The 16514-nt window shown below is 74.3% G+C and carries 12 protein-coding genes; 5 read left to right on the top strand and 7 right to left on the bottom strand.

Annotated elements, in window-relative coordinates:
• Positions 1-41 precede the first annotated feature (41 nt).
• Genes ACRYM0_RS16760 through ACRYM0_RS16770 form a run of 3 tightly spaced genes read right to left on the bottom strand, consistent with a single transcriptional unit; the run spans position 42 to position 3687 of the window.
• Positions 42-989, bottom strand: coding sequence for a carbohydrate ABC transporter permease (locus ACRYM0_RS16760; protein WP_432506947.1), 948 nt, complete (start codon positions 987-989; stop codon positions 42-44).
• On the bottom strand, positions 986-1996 hold the full coding sequence (locus ACRYM0_RS16765; protein WP_432506949.1) for an ABC transporter permease: 1011 nt from the start codon (positions 1994-1996) through the stop codon (positions 986-988). The genes ACRYM0_RS16760 and ACRYM0_RS16765 overlap by 4 nt, the downstream gene beginning before the upstream one ends.
• Positions 1997-1998: 2 nt before the next feature.
• Positions 1999-3687: an extracellular solute-binding protein gene (locus tag ACRYM0_RS16770; protein WP_432506950.1), complete on the bottom strand. Its 1689-nt coding sequence runs from the start codon at positions 3685-3687 to the stop codon at positions 1999-2001.
• A 232-nt stretch (positions 3688-3919) separates the two neighbouring features.
• Between ACRYM0_RS16770 and ACRYM0_RS16775 the strand changes: the two genes are divergently transcribed.
• The 5 genes from ACRYM0_RS16775 to ACRYM0_RS16795 all read left to right on the top strand — a co-directional run bounded on the left by ACRYM0_RS16775 (position 3920) and on the right by ACRYM0_RS16795 (position 11920).
• A complete protein-coding gene (locus ACRYM0_RS16775; protein ID WP_432506951.1) occupies positions 3920-6751 on the top strand; it encodes a beta-glucosidase family protein in 2832 nt (943 codons plus the stop codon).
• Positions 6752-6973: 222 nt separating this feature from the next.
• Positions 6974-8152, top strand: a complete 1179-nt coding sequence (locus tag ACRYM0_RS16780) for an endo-1,4-beta-xylanase (protein WP_432506952.1) — start codon at positions 6974-6976, stop codon at positions 8150-8152.
• A 62-nt stretch (positions 8153-8214) separates the two neighbouring features.
• On the top strand, positions 8215-9240 hold the full coding sequence (locus ACRYM0_RS16785) for a LacI family DNA-binding transcriptional regulator (RefSeq protein WP_432506953.1): 1026 nt from the start codon (positions 8215-8217) through the stop codon (positions 9238-9240).
• Between the two features lie 30 nt (positions 9241-9270).
• On the top strand, positions 9271-11487 hold the full coding sequence (locus ACRYM0_RS16790) for a SpoIIE family protein phosphatase (protein ID WP_432506954.1): 2217 nt from the start codon (positions 9271-9273) through the stop codon (positions 11485-11487).
• 115 nt (positions 11488-11602) lie between these two features.
• Positions 11603-11920 carry a hypothetical protein gene (locus ACRYM0_RS16795; RefSeq protein WP_432506955.1) on the top strand — a complete coding sequence of 106 codons (318 nt, stop codon included), beginning with the start codon at positions 11603-11605 and terminating at the stop codon, positions 11918-11920.
• Positions 11921-11924: 4 nt separating this feature from the next.
• Here the strand turns inward: ACRYM0_RS16795 and allB are convergent, their stop codons facing one another.
• The 4 genes from allB to ACRYM0_RS16815 are packed head-to-tail and all read right to left on the bottom strand — an operon-like array spanning position 11925 to position 16309.
• Complete coding sequence (gene allB, locus ACRYM0_RS16800) at positions 11925-13295, bottom strand: allantoinase AllB (protein ID WP_432506956.1); 1371 nt, start codon at positions 13293-13295, stop codon at positions 11925-11927.
• Positions 13292-13993 carry a GntR family transcriptional regulator gene (locus tag ACRYM0_RS16805; RefSeq protein ID WP_432506957.1) on the bottom strand — a complete coding sequence of 234 codons (702 nt, stop codon included), beginning with the start codon at positions 13991-13993 and terminating at the stop codon, positions 13292-13294. The genes allB and ACRYM0_RS16805 overlap by 4 nt, the downstream gene beginning before the upstream one ends.
• Positions 13994-14003: 10 nt before the next feature.
• Positions 14004-14804 carry an aspartate/glutamate racemase family protein gene (locus ACRYM0_RS16810; protein ID WP_432506958.1) on the bottom strand — a complete coding sequence of 267 codons (801 nt, stop codon included), beginning with the start codon at positions 14802-14804 and terminating at the stop codon, positions 14004-14006.
• The gene (locus tag ACRYM0_RS16815; RefSeq protein WP_432506959.1) at positions 14801-16309 is read right to left on the bottom strand and encodes an NCS1 family nucleobase:cation symporter-1; all 1509 of its coding nucleotides are present in this window, start codon (positions 16307-16309) and stop codon (positions 14801-14803) included. Before ACRYM0_RS16815 ends, ACRYM0_RS16810 begins: the two co-directional genes overlap by 4 nt.
• Positions 16310-16514 lie beyond the last annotated feature (205 nt).

Consider the following 16514-nt stretch of genomic DNA (forward strand, 5'->3'; position numbering starts at 1 on the left):
GCGGCTGAGGCCGCGGGGCGCCGGAGGGGGGTTCGCGGGGTTCAGCCCTTGACGGCGCCGATCATCACGCCGGAGCTGAAGTGCTTCTGCACGAACGGGTACACGAGCAGCACCGGCACGATGGCGATGACCACGACGGCCATCTGGACCGCCAGGCTCGCCACCTGCCCCGAGCCGACGTCCAGAGCGCCGGGGACGTCCACGCCCTGCAGCACGAACGACCGCAGCACCACCTGCAGCGGCTGCTTGGTGGAGTCGTTGATGTAGAGCGTGGCCTGGAAGAACGCGTTCCAGTAGCCGACGGCGTAGAACAGCGCGATGACCGCGGTGACGGCCTTGGACATCGGCAGCACGATCAGCGTGAGGATCCGCCAGTCCCCGGCGCCGTCGATGCGCGCGGAGTCGATGAGCGAGGCGTCGATCCCGGTGAAGAACCCGCGCAGCAGCAGGACGTTGAACGCCGACACGGCGGTGGGCAGGATCAGCGACCAGTAGCTGTCGATGAGCCCGAGGTTGCTGACCAGCAGGTAGGTCGGGATCATCCCGGCGCCGAAGAACATGGTGATGAGCAGGGTGAACAGGATCGTCCGGTGCCCGTAGGAACCGGGGCGCGAGAGCCCGTAGGCGCCCAGCACCGACACGAACATGCTCACCGCGGTGCCCACCGTCGTGATGCCGACGCTGACCAGCACGGCGCGGGTGACGACCCCGCCGCTGAGGACCTGGCGGTAGGCGTCCAGCGTGAGCTCGCCGGGGACGAGCACCAGCCCACCGGCCCGCGTGATGGTGCTCTGGGTGGACAGGCTGGTGAGGAGCACGGTGTAGAGCGGCACCAGCACGGCCGCGCAGATGAGCACCAGGGCCAGGCCCTTGAGGCCCTTGCCGGCGACGGTGGGTTCCTCGTCCCACGGCGGGCGGGTGGAGGTGCGCGCGCGCAGCCTCTCCTCGGGGACCGGGGCCGCCCCGTTGACGTTCTCGGTGACGCTCATCGCTTCGAGTACACCCCCTGCTCACCGAACAGGTGCGCGACCTTGTTGGCGGCCAGCACCAGGACCAGGCTGACGATGCCCTTGACCAGGCCGGCGGCCGCGGCGTAGCTCCAGTCGCCGTTGCGGACGCCGCGGTAGTAGACGAACGTGTCGAGGACCTCCGCCACGCCCTGCCCGACGGCGTCGCGCTGCAGGATGAGCTGCTCGAAGCCGACGGTGAGGGAGTCGCCGAGGCGGAGGATGAGCAGCAGCACGATGACGGGCTTCAGCGCCGGCAGCGTGATGTGCCACATGCGCCGCCACCGGTTCGCCCCGTCCATCGCCGCGGCCTCGTAGAGGGACGGGTTCACCGCGGCCAGCGCCGCGAGGAACACGATGATCCCCCAGCCGGCGTCCTTCCAGACCGCCTGGGACGTGATGAGGAAGAGGAACGTGTCGGGGTTGGTGACGATGTCCACGCCGGAGAACCCCGCGGCCTCCAGGACGCGGTTCAGCAGCCCGGCCCCGCCCAGGACCTGCTGGAAGATCGAGACCACCAGCACCCAGGAGAAGAAGTGCGGCAGGTACACGATCGACTGCACGCTGACGCGGACCTTGCTGCTGAGCACGCTGTTGAGCAGCAGGGCCAACGCGATCGGCACCGGGAAGAAGAACACCAGCTGGAACGCGGTGATCGTGAGGGTGTTGCGCACCGCCGACCAGAACGAGGGGTCGGAGAACACGCGCTCGAAGTTCGCCCACCCCACGTACGGGCTGGCGCGGATGCCGGTGAACGGGGAGTAGTCCTGCCAGGCGACGACGTTGCCCGCCATGGGGACGTAGGCGAAGACGAGCAGCAACCCCACCATCGGCAGGCACATGATCAGCAGGCTGCGATCGCGGCGCAGGCGGGCCAGGTGCCCCATCCTGTTCCTCCGCGACTGGGCCGCCTCCGCCGCCCGCGGCGCACCGGGCCGGTCCCCGCCGCGCTTCTCGCGCGGCGGTTCCAGACGGGTCCCCGAGGCCACGGTCAGCTCTCCTCGTCGCCGGTGAGGAACTTCTCCCGGTAGGCGCGCAGCTCATCTCCCCCGGAGTTGCGCCAGTCCTCGACGGCGGCGTCGAGGGCGGACATGTCGCTGCGGCCGCGGATGATGTCCTTGGCGAGGTCGTCGAACGGCTTGCCCAGCGAGCTGTACTGGCTGGGGTCCTGGATCTGCTGGCCGTAGAAGACCGGTTCGACGACGTGCGGGGCCTGCCGCGCCATCCAGTCGCAGAAGTCGCGCACGTACTGCGGGAACTGCACCTTGGCGTTGACGATGGGCGGGCTGACGAGGAAGCCGTAGGTGGAGGTGACCTCGGTGGCGCCGCGCTCGTTGAGGGCAGGGGCGCCGGAGGCGTCCCGTTCGAAGGTTACGCCCTCGGTGCCGTAGTTGACGAGCTGGAACTCCTCCGAACCGAACGGGGCGGCGATGAAGTTCGCCAGTGCGAGCATCTCGTCGATGGCGGCGGCGTCGTCGGTCTTCTTGAGGAAGCTGAAGATGCTGACCGGCTGGCCCTTGTAGAGCGTCGGGGCGCCGCCGTCGGGGGCGAACCAGTCCATCGGCTGCTGGTCGTAGGAGGGGTTGGAGGGCAGCACCCGGGCCAGGGCCTCGTGCCAGCCGCCGAGGCCGTCGGCGGAGATGACCGTCTGACCGGACTCGAAACGGTCCTTGGCCTGCTGGGAGTTGCCGGCGACGGCGTCGGGGTGCACGGCGCCGGAGGCGAACAGCTCGCGCATGAACTCGATCGCGTCGCGGTAGTTCTGGGTCTCGAAGCGGCTGAGGAGCTTCCCGTCCTGCACCGTCCAGTCCGTGCAGGCGAACAGCAGTTGCGCCCCGTCCCAGATGTCCTCGCAACCCCAGCGGCGGGCGGCGGGGTCGGTGGCGTCCTTGGCGACCTGCAGGAGTTCCTCGGCGCTGGTGGGGGCGGCGAGACCGAGCTGGCCGAAGACGTCGCGGCGGTAGAACAGGGCGTTGCCGATGAGCTCACCGGGGTAGGGCAGGCCGTAGAGGCGGCCGTTGAAGACGCAGTACTTCCACGCGTCGGTGGGCAGGTTCGCCAGGTTCGGGTACTTGAGGACCTTGTCGCCGGCGAGGTGGTCGGTGAGGTCGGCGAAGAGGGCGCTGACGCCCTGGTCGAAGCGCGGGGGGACGTTCCAGGTGGGGATGACGACCCAGTCCGGCACGTCCTTGGGGGAGGCCAGCACGGCCTGCAGCTTGTCGGCGTAGGTGTTGCCGTCGCTGACCTGGAACTCGACGGTGGCCCCGAGGGCCTCGTTGACGGCCTGGAAGTAGGCGTTGTCGTCGATCCCGGGCGGGGTGGTCCACCAGGCGGGGCTCATCGCGGTGTAGGTGCCGCCGGAACCGGGGACGCCCTCCACGGACTTCACGAGGGTCGCGGGGACGGTGGTGTAGCCGGGGGTGGAGCCGTCGACGCCGGGGATGTCGGGCTCGGCGAGGGTGAGCGGCCGGTAGGCGGGCAGGACTGCGGCAAGTTCCGCCTCGGACAGCGGCCCCTCCAGCGGCGGCGCGCCGGCCCCCTCGCTGGAGGTGCACGCCGCCAGGCCGCCCGGCAGGGCCGCGAGCGCCGTGCCGACGGCGACCGTGCCGAGCACGGAGCGCCGGGCCGGGCCCGGGCGGGTGCCCTCGGGAGCCCCCGCGGGGCGGGTGTGCTGGTCCATCCTGTCCACACTCCTTCATGTCGGACGTCGATCGGCGCCGGCTCGGGGTCGCAACCTCGCGACGGGGCGTCGTTGCCGGTCGAAGCGCTTCGATCAATGCCACCGTACGACCGGTCACCGAGGATGACAAGAAGCTGGCGGAAAAAGTCATCAGATGAATCACCGAGGGAGTGGTGGCGGCGGGTCGCCTCGGCGACTACGGTGCAAGCGCTTCGACGCGAAGGGACCGACGATGACCCTGCCGTTCCGCGACACCCGCCTGCCCCTGCGCGAGCGCGTGGACGACCTGCTGGCCCGCCTGGACGCCGACGAGCGCCTGGCGATGCTGCACCAGCACGCCCCGGCGGTCCCCCGCCTGGGGCTGGCCGCCTTCCGCACCGGCACCGAGGCGGCCCACGGGGTGGCCTGGCTGGGGCCGGCGACGGTGTTCCCGCAGACCGTGGGGCTGGCCGCCACCTGGGACGCCGACCTGCTGCGCCGCGTCGGGGCGGCGGTGGGCCGGGAGGTGCGCGCCAAGAAGCTCACCGACCCGGACGTGAGCCTGAACGTGTGGGCACCGGTGGTGAACCCGCTGCGCAACCCGCTGTGGGGCCGCAACGAGGAGGGTTTCAGCGAGGACCCGCACCTGACCGCGGAACTGGCCACCGCCTACGCGGCGGGCCTGCGCGGGGACCATCCGCGGGTGTGGCAGACCGTCCCCACCCTCAAGCACTTCCTGGCGTACGACGGCGAGCCGTGGCGGGCGACCGCGTCGGTGCAGGTGCGCGAGCGGGTGCTGCACGAGCTGGAGCTGCCCGCGTTCCGCGGCCCGGTCGAGGCCGGCGTGGTGGGCGCCGCGATGCTCGCCTACAACCTCGTCGACGGGGTGCCCGCGCACGTCAGCCCCCTGGTGCGCGAGCACCTGCGCGCCTGGGCGGGCGACCCCGACGCCCTGGCCGTCGTCACCGACGCCGGCGCGCCCGGCAACCTCGTCCGGCTGGAGCGGTGGGCGCCCGACCTCGCCACCGCCGACGCGGCCGCGGTGCGGGCGGGCGTGGACTCCTTCACCGACGACGGCGACGACCCGGCGCCCACGCTGCGGGCGCTGCGCACGGCGCTGGAGCGGGGGGAGCTGACGCGGGCCGACGTCGACGCGGCCGTGCGCCGGCTGCTGACGCTGCGCGTGCGCACCGGGGAGTTCGACGAGGACGTCCCCGGCGAGGAGCGCCCCTACGCCGACGTGCGCCCGCAGGACGTCGGGCGCGCCGAGCACGTGGCGCTGGCCCGCGAGGCCGCCGCGGCGGGGGTGGTGCTGCTGCGCGACCGCGACCGGGTGCTGCCGCTGCCGGCGACCGGGACGGTGGCGGTCGTCGGCCCGCTGGCCGACGTCGTGCTCACCGACTGGTACAGCGGCACGCCGACCGCCGCGACCGGCCTGGCCACGGCACTGCGCGAGCGGTTCGGCGAGGGCGCGGTGGAGGTGGCCGACGGCAGCGACCGGATCAGCCTGCGGCACACCGCCTCGGACCGCTTCGTCGAAGCCGCCGCGGACGGCGCCCTGCTGGCCACCGCGGGCCGGGCGGGCGACGGGGCCCGCTTCGACGTCACCGAGTGGGCCGACGGGGTGGTGACGCTGCGGCACGCCGCGTCCGGCCGGCTGGTCACGAACGCCGACGGCGTCCTCGCCGCCGCGGCCGACCGGATCGGCGGCTGGGTGGTGCAGGAGACGTTCCACCTGGAGGCCGACGGCGGCACGTGCGCGCTGCGCCACGAGGGCACGGGGCGCTGGGTCGTCGTGGACCCCACCACGGGGGCCCTGTCGGCGGAGGCCGTGGACCGCTGCGCGGCCGCGCGGTTCGTCGTGCGCACCCACCGCAGCGGCGCGGCGGCCGCCGCTGAGGCCGCCGCGCGCGCCGACCACGTCGTCGTCGTGGTGGGCAACGACCCGCACGTCGGGGGCCGCGAGACGCAGGACCGCGCGAGCCTGGCCCTGCCGCACGCGAGCGCGGAACTGGTGCGGGCGGTGCGCGAGGAGGCGCCGGGCTGCGTGCTCGTCCTGGTCTCGTCCTACCCGTACGCGCTGGGCGGGTTGCTCGACGAGGTCGGTGCCGTCGCCTGGTCCAGCCACGCCGGGCAGGAGCTCGGGCACGGCCTGGCCGACGTGCTGCTCGGCGACGTCGAACCCTCCGGGCGGCTGCCGCAGACGTGGTTCCGCGAGGACGCCGTCCTGCCGGACCCGGTCGACCACGACGACGTGACCCGCGGGGCGGGGTACGCGTGGGGTGAGCGCGGGGTGCTCTTCCCCCTCGGTCACGGCCTCGGGTACGGCGAGGTCACCTACGCCGGTGCGCGCGCCGCCGCGGCTGCGACGACCGCGGGGCAGCGGGTGCGGGTGGACGTCGACCTGGTCAACGACGGCGGGCGCGCCGTGGTGGAACTGGTGCAGGTGCACGCGACGGCACCGGGGCTGGCGGTGCCGTTCCCGCGCCGCCGGCTGCTGGCGCACCGGCGGGTGCGCGTGGAGCCGGGTTCCCGCACCACGGTGGCGATCGACGTGGCGGTGGACCGGCTGGCGGTGCGGGACGTGGCGCGCGAGGAGACCCGGGTGCTGCCGGGCACGTACCACCTGCTGGTGGGTTCCTCCGCCGAGGACGTGCGCGTGGAACTGCCGCTGGTGGTCGAGGGCGAGCCGGTGCCACCGCGCGAACTCCTGCGCGCCAGCGCATTCGACGCCTGCGAGGGGGTGGAGCTGGTGCCGCGCGACGGGACGGGGCGCACGGTGGTCCGCGCCGCGCTGCCGGGCTGGGGCGGGCGGCTGGAGTTCTCCGGGTGCGCCGCCGCCGGGGTCGGCGCGCTGCGCTGCTGCGCCCGGGCGGAACGCCCCGGCGAGGAGGTGCTGGTGCAGGTGCGCGGCGCGTCCGGGGCGTGGCTGCCGGCGGGCCGCGCCGCGCTGCCGGCAGGTTCGTGGGCGGACGTGGAGGTGCCGCTGCGGCTGCCCGCGGGCGAGCGCGCGGACCTGCGGGTGGTGCTGCCGGCCGGGACGCTGCTGGACGAGCTGGAACTCCTGCGCCGCGCGCTCCGGTAGCCCCCCTCCGGGAACCCTCTGCCAGAAGCTCCACGGTGATCTTGCGCGGTTGAACGCTCACGCTCGCAAGATCACCGCGGATGGGCGGGGTGGGTGGCGCCGGCGGGGGGGACCACGACGCCGCCACGACGGGTTGACGCTTCCTGTGCGCTTGCCTAGAGTCCACGGCACCCGCTTCCGGAACGCTTCCGGAACCCTGGCGATGAAGCCGAGGAGACACGCATGCGTCGTGCCCGCACCCCCCGCACCCCCTTCCGGCTCCCCCGGATCACCACCGCCCTGGCGGCCGTGCCGCTGGCCCTGACCGCCGCCGTCGTCCCGGCCGCCGCCGCACCGGCACCGGCCGCCGAGCACGCCACCACCGAGCGCGCCGACCGCGGCCACCACGGCCGCGACACCCTGCGCGACGCCGCCCCGAAGGGGTTCTTCATCGGGACCGCGGTCGCCGGCGGCGGCCACCACGCCGAGCAGCCCTACGCCGACCCCTTCGCCTACGACGTCGAGTACCGCGACCGCATGGCGCGCGAGTTCAACTCGCTGTCGGCGGAGAACCAGATGAAGTGGGAGTACATCCACCCCACCCGCGACTTCTACAACTTCTACCCGGCGGACGCGATCGTGCGCTACGCGCAGGAGAACCGCCAGGTCGTGCGCGGCCACACCCTGCTGTGGCACAGCCAGAACCCCGCCTGGCTGGAGGAGGGTGACTTCTCGGACGAGGAGCTGCGCGAGATCCTCCACGAGCACATCACGACGGTCGTCGGCCGCTACGCGGGCCGCATCCAGCAGTGGGACGTCGCCAACGAGATCTTCGACGAGAACGGCGAGTACCGCGAGGAGAACATCTGGATCCGCGAACTGGGGCCGGGGATCGTCGCCGACGCCTTCCGCTGGGCCCACGAGGCGGACCCGCGCGCGAAGCTGTTCTTCAACGACTACGGCGTGGAGAGCATCAACGCCAAGAGCGACGCCTACTACGCGCTCATCCAGGACCTCAAGGCCGACGGCGTCCCGGTCCACGGGTTCGCCCCCCAGAGCCACCTGAGCACCCGTTACGGGTTCCCCGGCGACCTGCAGGCGAACCTGCAGCGCTTCGCGGACCTCGGCCTGGAGACCGCCATCACCGAGCTGGACGTGCGGATGGACCTGCCGGAGGGGGGTGAGCCGACCGCCGCCCAGCAGGCGCAGCAGGCCGACTACTACCGCCGCGCCCTGCAGGCCTGCCTGGGTGTGGACACCTGCAACTCCTTCACCATCTGGGGCTTCACCGACCGGTACTCCTGGGTGCCGGTGTTCTTCCCCGCGGAGGGTTCGGCCACCGTCATGACGGAGGACTACGAGCGCAAGCCCGCCTACCACGCGCTGCAGGACACCCTGCGCTCCGTGCGGGGCAAGCGCTGAGGAGGAGGCGCTGAGCGCGGGCGCGCCCCCGGACGGCGCCGGTGACGGCTACCGTTCGGGGCGTGCCCGACTCCAGCACCCACCACGTGACGATCACCGACATCGCCCGCGAGGCGGGCGTGTCGGTGCCCACCGTCTCCCGCGTCGTCAACGGGCGCGACGACGTGGCTGCGGCGACCCGGGAGAGGGTCGAGGCGCTGCTGCGCCACCACGGGTACCGCGTGCAGCGCGGGCCGCGGCGCTCGCGCGCCTTCCTGCTGGACCTCGTCTTCGACGACCTCGACTCCCCCTGGGCGGTGGAGATCATCCGCGGGGTGGAGGAGGTCGCGCACGCCGCGGGCGCCGGGACGGTCGTCTCGGCCGTGCACGGGCGCACGTCGTCGGCCGAGGCGTGGCTGCAGAACCTGCACCGCCGCGCCAGCGACGGCGTCCTGCTGGTGACCTCCGACCTGCAGCAGGACCTCGGCCCGCTGCTGCGCGACAGCTCCGTCCCGCTGGTGGTCGTGGACCCGGCCGGCCTGCCCCCGGTGGGCGTGCCGAGCGTGGGGGCCACGAACTGGGCCGGCGGGATGGCCGCGGCCGGCCACCTCGTGCAGCTGGGGCACCGGCGCATCGCGCACCTGGGCGGCCCCGCCCACCTGCTGTGCAGCCGGGCGCGGCTGGACGGGCACCGCGCGGCCCTGGAGGCGGCCGGGCTGGCCCTGGACCCGCAGCTGGTGCGCGAGGGCGACTTCCGGCAGGAGTCGGGGCTGCACCAGGCGCAGGCGCTGCTGGACCTGGCCGAGCCGCCCACGGCGGTCTTCGCCGCCAGCGACCAGATGGCCCTGGGCGTCTACGAGGCGGTGCGGCGCCGGGGGCTGCGGGTCCCGGAGGACCTCAGCGTGGTCGGCTTCGACGACCTGGACCTGGCGACCTGGGCCTCGCCCCCGCTGACGACCGTGCGTCAGCCGCTGGCGGAGATGGGTGCGGCGGCGGCCCGCACGCTGCTGGACCTGGCGGACGGCCGGGAGGTTCCGCACCCGCGGGTGGAGCTGGCGACGGAGCTGGTGGTGCGCAGCTCGACCGCCCCTCCCAGCAGCATGGAGTAGTCGTTCGTTAACAGGAAGTAAGCTCCAAGGGTGGCTGACCGACGGCGAGAGCACCAGACGCTCCTGCACGTCACCACGCTGTCCCTGCGGCACGGCACCGACCTGCGCGCCATCCTGCACGCCGCCACCGTGGCCGCCACCGACGTCACCGGCGCCCAGTACGGCGCGTTCTTCTACCACGACCGCGACGAGCACGGCGACCGGCTGGACCTGTTCACCCTGTCCGGCGCCCGCGCGGACGAGTTCCCCGCCACCGAGCCGGTGCGGCACACCCCCCTGTTCGCGCCGACCTTCACCGGGGCCGACCCGGTGCGCATCGACGACCTGGCCGCCGACCCCCGCTACGGCCACGGCACCACCGGGGGCCTGCCCCGCCACCACCGGCCCGTGCGCAGCTACCTCGCCGTGCCCGTCACCTCCAACGGCGGTCGCGTCATCGGCGCCATGCTCTTCGGCCACGCCGACCCCGGCCGCTTCGACGAGGACGCCGAGGCCGCGGCCGTGTCAGCGGCCCGGGGCGCCGGCATCGCCGTCGACAACGCCCTCCTGCTCGGCGAGCAGCGCGCCGCCCGCGAGCTGGCCGAGGACCGCGAGGCCGCCGCCGCAGCCGCAGCGGCCCGCACCGCGCTCCTGCAGCGCATCACCGCGCTGCTGTCCACCAGCGCCACCACGGTCGACATCACCGGCTCCGTGCCGCGCGCCGTCGCAGAGGCCACCGGCTGCGTCTCCGCGGCCCTGTACCTGCTCGACGACTCCCGCGGCGTGCTCGTCGGCCACGGCTACCCGCCGCTGCCGCCGGAGCTGGTCGCCGCGCTCAGCAACCTCGCCACCGACGCCGGCACCCCGGTCACCGAGGCGGTGCGCACCCGCGCCCCCGTCACCTTCACGCGCGCCGACGCCGCCCGCTACGCCGGTCTGCGCGGCCTGGACCCCGGCGTGGTGCGCTCCAGCCTCGCCGTCCCCCTCGTCGAGCGCAGCGGCCGCGCCCTCGGCGCGCTCATCGTCAACTGGGACGACGACGACCCCCGCGACGACGAGGTGGCGCTCTTCTCCAGCGTCGCCGCGCAGGTGTCCCTCGCCCTGGAGCGCGCCCAGCTGCTCGACGCCGAGCGCGCCGCCCGGGAGAACCTCGCCGGCTCGGTCGCCGCGCTCACCGACCTGGCCCGCACCCTCCAGCGCGGCCTGCTGCCGCAGCGGCTGCCCACCCTGGAGCGGGTGGCCGTCGCGGTGCGCTACCAGCCGGCCGTGGTCGGCGCCGAGGTCGGCGGCGACTGGTACGACGCGATCGCCGTCGACGACGGCGTCGTGTTCGTCATCGGCGACGTGCAGGGCCACAGCACGACCGCCGCCGGGCTCATGGGGCAGCTGCGCACGGCCGTGCGCGCGTACGTGACCGAGGGCCACGGTCCGGGCGCCGCGCTGGAGCGCACCAACCGGCTGCTGGTCGACCAGGCCGAGGAGCTGTTCGCCACCTGCTGCCTGGTGCGGCTGGACCAGGAGTCCGGGGCCGTCACCGTCGCGACCGCCGGGCACCCCGCACCCCTGGTCGCCGACGCCGCCGGCCTGCGCGAAATGGACGTCGAACCGGGCCCGCCCCTGGGCGTGGACCGCGCGGCCACCTTCCCCACCGCCGCGCACCGCCTGCGCGGGCGCAGCCGCGTCGTCCTCTACACCGACGGCGTCGTGGAGTCGCGCGCCGACCAGCTGGACGCGGGCGTGGAGTCGCTGCGCCGCACCGTCGCCGCCGCCGCGCCCGGCGCAGCCTGCGAGGAACTGGCCGACCGCATCATGGCGAGCATCCCGCACCGCCTCGACGACGACGCGGCCATGCTCGTGCTGGAGTACGCCGGCCCCAGCGCCGAGCTGGAGGAGGCGAACCTGCCGCTGCCCGCGGACGTGCGCGCGGTGGCGCAGGCGCGCACCTTCCTGCGGACCGCGCTGAACGCCTGGAGCGCCACCGACCTGCTGGACGAGGCGGAACTCGTGCTGAGCGAACTGGTCACCAACGCGCTCGTGCACACCGACTGCGCGACCGGGGTGCTGCTGCGCTACGACCGCGGTGCGCAGCGCCTGACCATCAGCGTGCAGGACCGCTCCACCCGCCACCCGCGCGAACGGCACGCCGACGCCGACGCCCTGGGCGGGCGCGGGCTCGGCATCGTGGAGGCCGTCGCCGACGACTGGGGCGTCACGGTGGAGGGCGACGGCAAGACGGTCTGGGCCGAGCTGGCGGTGGAGGACGGGTGACGTTCCCCGGCGCCCACCCGGGGGTTCCCGCGGCAGGAGGGTTGGGACCACGGTTTCGGGGGTACTCCGCGGCACACGCCCCCGTGCGACCCGCCGCACCACGTCGGAGGTTCCCGTGCCCGAGCTCAGCCCCGAGGAGCGCACCGTCCTGGAGCACCTGCGGAACTGGTACCGCACCCACCGCGGTGCGCTGACGGCCGAGCAGGTGGCCGACGCCACCGGCCTGCCCACCGCCACCGTGCGCGCCGCCGCCGGCGTGCTGGCGGTGGCCGCGGGGGTCCGCACCTACCACCGGCCGGCACCCCGGCGGTCGCACGCGGTCCGGGAGCGGGCAGCCCCGGACGTGGTGTTCCTCGACGCCCCGCAACCCCCGCGCCGGGTGATCGACCTCACCGGGCAGTTGAGCGGGGCGCAGGCGAGCCCGCACCGCTGACGGGTCAGCCTCCGGCGGCGGTGCGGACCGGGGCGCGCAGCAGTTCCCCGCGGGGCTCGTCGCCGATGCGCTCGCCCCGCCGCCAGGTGGAGCGCACCGCGCCGGTCAGCGCACGCCCCTCGTAGGGCGTGACGGGGTTGCGGTGGTGCAGGTCCGCGGCACGCACCGTCCACACCTCGTCGGGCGCGAACACGGCGAAGTCCGCGACGCACCCGGCGGCGAGACGCCCCCGGTCGCCCAGCCCGGCCAGGTCCGCGGTCGCCGAGGACATCCACGACACGACCGTCGGCAGCGCCACCCCCCGCTCCCGGGCGGCGGTCCACACCACCGGCAACCCGATCTGCACCGACGCGATCCCGCCCCACGCGGCACCGAAGTCCCCGGTGTCCAGGCGCTTCAGCTCCGCGGTGCACGGCGAGTGGTCGGACACGACGCAGTCGATCGTGCCGTCCAGCAGCCCCGCCCACAGGGCGTCCTGCTCGGCGCGGTCGCGGATCGGCGGGCAGCACTTGAACGGCGTGGCCCCGTCGGGGACCTCGGCGGCGTCCAGCACGAGGTAGTGCGGGCAGGTCTCCACGCTGACGCGCGCCCCGGCGGCCTTGGCCGCGGCGACCTCCGCCAGGCCGGCCGCCGAGGACAGGTGCACCACGTGGGCACGGGCGCCGGTGCGCACCGCGGCCCGCACCACCGCGCGCACCGCGGCGGCCTCCGCGGACGGCGGGCGGGAGGCGACGAAGTCCGCGAACACCGGCCCGCCGGGGTGCGCCGCCGCCGCGATCCCGGCGGCGTCCTCGGCGTGCACGAGCAGCAGGCCATCGACGGCGGCCAGACGCGTCATCGCCTCCTCCAGCCCCGCCGGGTCCAGCGGGGGGAACTCCGCCACGCCGGAGTCGAGCAGGAAGCACTTGACGCCGAACGCACCGGCCCGCAGCAGCGGCACGAGCTCGTCGAGGTTCGCCGGCACCGCCCCGCCCCAGAAACCCACGTCCACGGCGCACCGGCCCGCAGCGGCGGACCGCTTGACCTCCAGGGCCACCGGGTCGAGCGTCGCCGGGACGCTGTTGAGCGGCATGTCGAGGATCGTGGTGATGCCACCGGCGGCGGCCGCGCGCGTGGCGGAGGCGAAACCCTCCCACTCGGTGCGGCCCGGTTCGTTGACGTGCACGTGGGTGTCGACCAGGCCCGGCAGCAGCACCTCGTCGTCGGCGAGGACGAGTTCGCGGTCCGCGCGCCAGGGGGCGTCACGGCCGGCGAGGCCGGCGATCCGCCCCTCCCGCACCCCCAGCGAGAGGGCCCGCTGCGAGCCGTCGACGACGGCGCGCGACGCCCGCACCACCAGGTCCACCCGGCCGGTCCCGGGGTGCTCCTCGTTCACTCGTCCTCCTCGCTGGTCGTGCCGTTCGTGCCGTTCGTGCCGGTCCTGCGCCGCGCCCGCCGCAGCGGTGCGGGCGGGGCCTGCGGGGCGAACTCCCGGCCCCGCACGCGGGCGGAGAGGTTCTCCTGGTGGGCTGCGGCCTCGGCGAGCAGCGTCGCCGCGTCCCCGGCGGTGAAGGCGGCCAGCATCGCACCGTGCTCGGCGTGCAACCGGGCCGCCTCCTGCGCACCGAGGTCGTCCATGGGCCGGTAGGGGTCGGTGAGGTCCCAGACGCGGTCGAAGACCCCCAGCAGGCGCGGCATCCCCGACGGCCTGGTCAGCGCCGCGTGGAACGCCCGCGAGGAGCGGTGGTACCCGCGCTCGTCTCCGTCGCGCACCGCGCGCTGCAGCGCCTCGTGGGCCGCCGACGCGGCGGCGACGTCCTCGGCGGTGACGTGCCGCACCGCCACGGCCAGTGCCGCCAGCTCCAGCGCCCCGCGCACCGAGAACAGCTCCGCCAGCTCGCCGTCGGCCAGCCGCGTCACCGTGTACCCGCGCCGGGGACGGTGCTCCACCAGCCCCTCGCCCACCAGCGTCATGAGGGCCTCGCGCACGGGGATGCGGCTGACGTCGTGCTCGGCGGCGAGGACGTCCACCTCCAGCACGGCCCCGGGTGGGACGAGGCCCTCGACGATGTCGCGACGGATCGCGGTGAGCACCGGCCGCGCGTCAGCGGCGCCCCCCGGCGTCGGGGCCCACCCCATCCGACCGACCTCCCGCGTCGCCCACCGCGGGGGCCGGCCACGGCCACCCCCGCACCTGCTTGGTCCGCGGCGGAGCGTAGCTGCGGACCTTGGACGTCCTCAGCCCCAGGGCCACCAGGGACTCCGCCAGCCGCACCGCGGCGGCCACGCCGTCCACGACGGGGACGTGCAGCGCGGAGGCGACGGCGTCGTGCAGGCCGGACATGCCCGCGCAGCCCAGCACGACGACCTCCGCGCCGTCCTCCTCCACGCAGCGGTGCGCCTGCTGCACGAACGCCTTGGCGGTGACCTCCGGGTCGGCCTCCAGCTCCAGCACCGGCAGGTCCACGCTGCGCACTCCGGAGCAGCGCCCGTCCAGCCCCGCCAGCCGCAGGCGGTCGAGGATGGCGGGGGCGGTGCGGTCCAGCGAGGTCACGACGCCGTAGGTCCGCCCCAGCAGGCACGCGGTGTGCGCGGCGGCCTCGGTGATGTCGACGACGGGGACCTCCAGGACGTCCTGCAGGGCCTCGCGGCCGACCTCCCCGAACCCGGCGTGCACGACCGCGTCGTAGGGCCCGTCGTGGGTGAGGACGGCGTCGAGCACGCCCACCGCGGACAGGTGGCTCTCGACGTTCGACTCCACCGAGGCCGGGCCGAACCGCGGCGTGACGGCGACGACCTCGGTGCCCGGCCCGGCGGCCGCCACGGCGCCGCGGCGGATCACCTCGGTCACGGCCCTGGTGGTGTTGACGTTCACCACCAGGACCGTGGGAGCGGACCCGCTCACCGGCCCACCGGCCGCGGGGCGGGCTGCGGGATGGAGTTGCGCAGCGCCAGGTAGCCGAGGAAGGCGACGCCGGCGCCGATGAACCAGCTGAACGAGGCGGCGGTGCTGCTGCCGCCGAACACCACGGCCATCGCCACGACCGCGCCGGCGGCGGTGGTGCCGACGGCCACGGGGTTCCAGCCCTTGACGTAGTGGTACTCGCCCTCCGGTGACATCGTGTACAGGTCGTCCACGACGACCGCGCGCTTCTTCACCAGGTAGTAGTCGGCGATGAGGACGCCGTACAGCGGCCCGATGAAGGCACCCAGGGTGTCCAGCGTGTAGTGGATGGTCTCGGGCGAGTTGTACAGGTTCCACGGGGTGATGAGGACGGAACCGACCGCGGCGATCATGCCGCCCATGCGCCAGCTGATGCGCTGCGGCGAGACGTGGGAGAAGTCGAACGCCGGGGAGACGAAGTTCGCGACGATGTTGATGCCGATGGTGGCGATGATGAACGTGAGGCACCCGATGACGGCCGCGGTGACGCTGTCGATGCGGTAGACGGTCTCGACCGGGTCGGTGATGAGCTCGCCGTAGACCGGGATCGTGGCCGAGGCGGTCACCACGCACAGCACCGCGAACACGAGGAAGTTCACCGGCAGGCCCAGGAAGTTGCCCTTCTTCACCGCGGCCATGCTGCGGCCGTACCGGGAGAAGTCGCCGTAGTTGAGCATCGGGCCGGAGAAGTACGACACCACCAGGGCGATCGCGCTCACCATGACACCCACGGCGGCGAAGCCGGTGTGCTCCACCGACCCCAGGTTCAGCGAGACGTTCGAGAAACCGGCCTTCGCGACGAGGTAGCCGGCGAGCGCGAACATCACGACGTACACGGCCGGCCCGCAGAAGTCGATGAACTTCCGGATCGCCTCCATGCCGCGCCAGAACACCAGCGCCTGCAGCACCCACATCGTCCCGTAGGCGGCCCACCCGATCGTGCTCAGGCCGAGGAACCCGTGCTGGGCCACGTCCGCGTACGGCGCCCACGACGGCGAGAGCTTCAGCGCCAGCAGCACCAGCGCGTTGGAGGCCAGGTACGTCTGGATGCCGTACCAGGCCACCGCGATGACCCCGCGGATCACGGCCGGCACGTTCGCCCCCCGCACCCCGAAGGCGATGCGGGAGGCCACCGGGTAGGGCACCCCCGTCGCCTGGCTGGGCCGGGCCACGAGGTTGCACAGCAGGTAGACGATCACGATGCCCACGACGAGGGCGATGAGCACCTGCCAGGCGGCGAGCCCCAGGGCGAACAGGCTCCCCGCCGTCACGTACCCGCCGACGCTGTGCACGTCGGACATCCAGAACGCGAAGAAGTTGTACGAACCCCACCGCTGTTCGCGCAACGGCGCGAGGTCGGAGTTCGTCAGGCGGGGGTGGTAGCCGGGCTTGACCACGCCGTCGCCGGCGAGGTGGGGCCCGGCGAGGTCGGGCGCGTCCACCGCGGCTCGTGTCACGTCTGTCATGGCTGCTCCAGCGGGTGCGGGCGGAGGGGGCCGCGGCCGGCGGGACGAGCCGGCGGGCGCGGTGCGTCCACGCTAGGGACACCACGTTTCCGCCACGTAACCCCGCGGATATATCCGTGGGGGGGGGGGGGGCGGGCGCCGCCGCGGCGGCGGGGGGGGGGGGGGGCGGCGGGGCCCCAGCGCCATCCACCACCACCCCAAAACC

This window comes from Kineococcus arenarius subsp. arenarius (assembly GCF_050871845.1).
In the GTDB taxonomy this organism is placed as follows: domain Bacteria; phylum Actinomycetota; class Actinomycetes; order Actinomycetales; family Kineococcaceae; genus Kineococcus.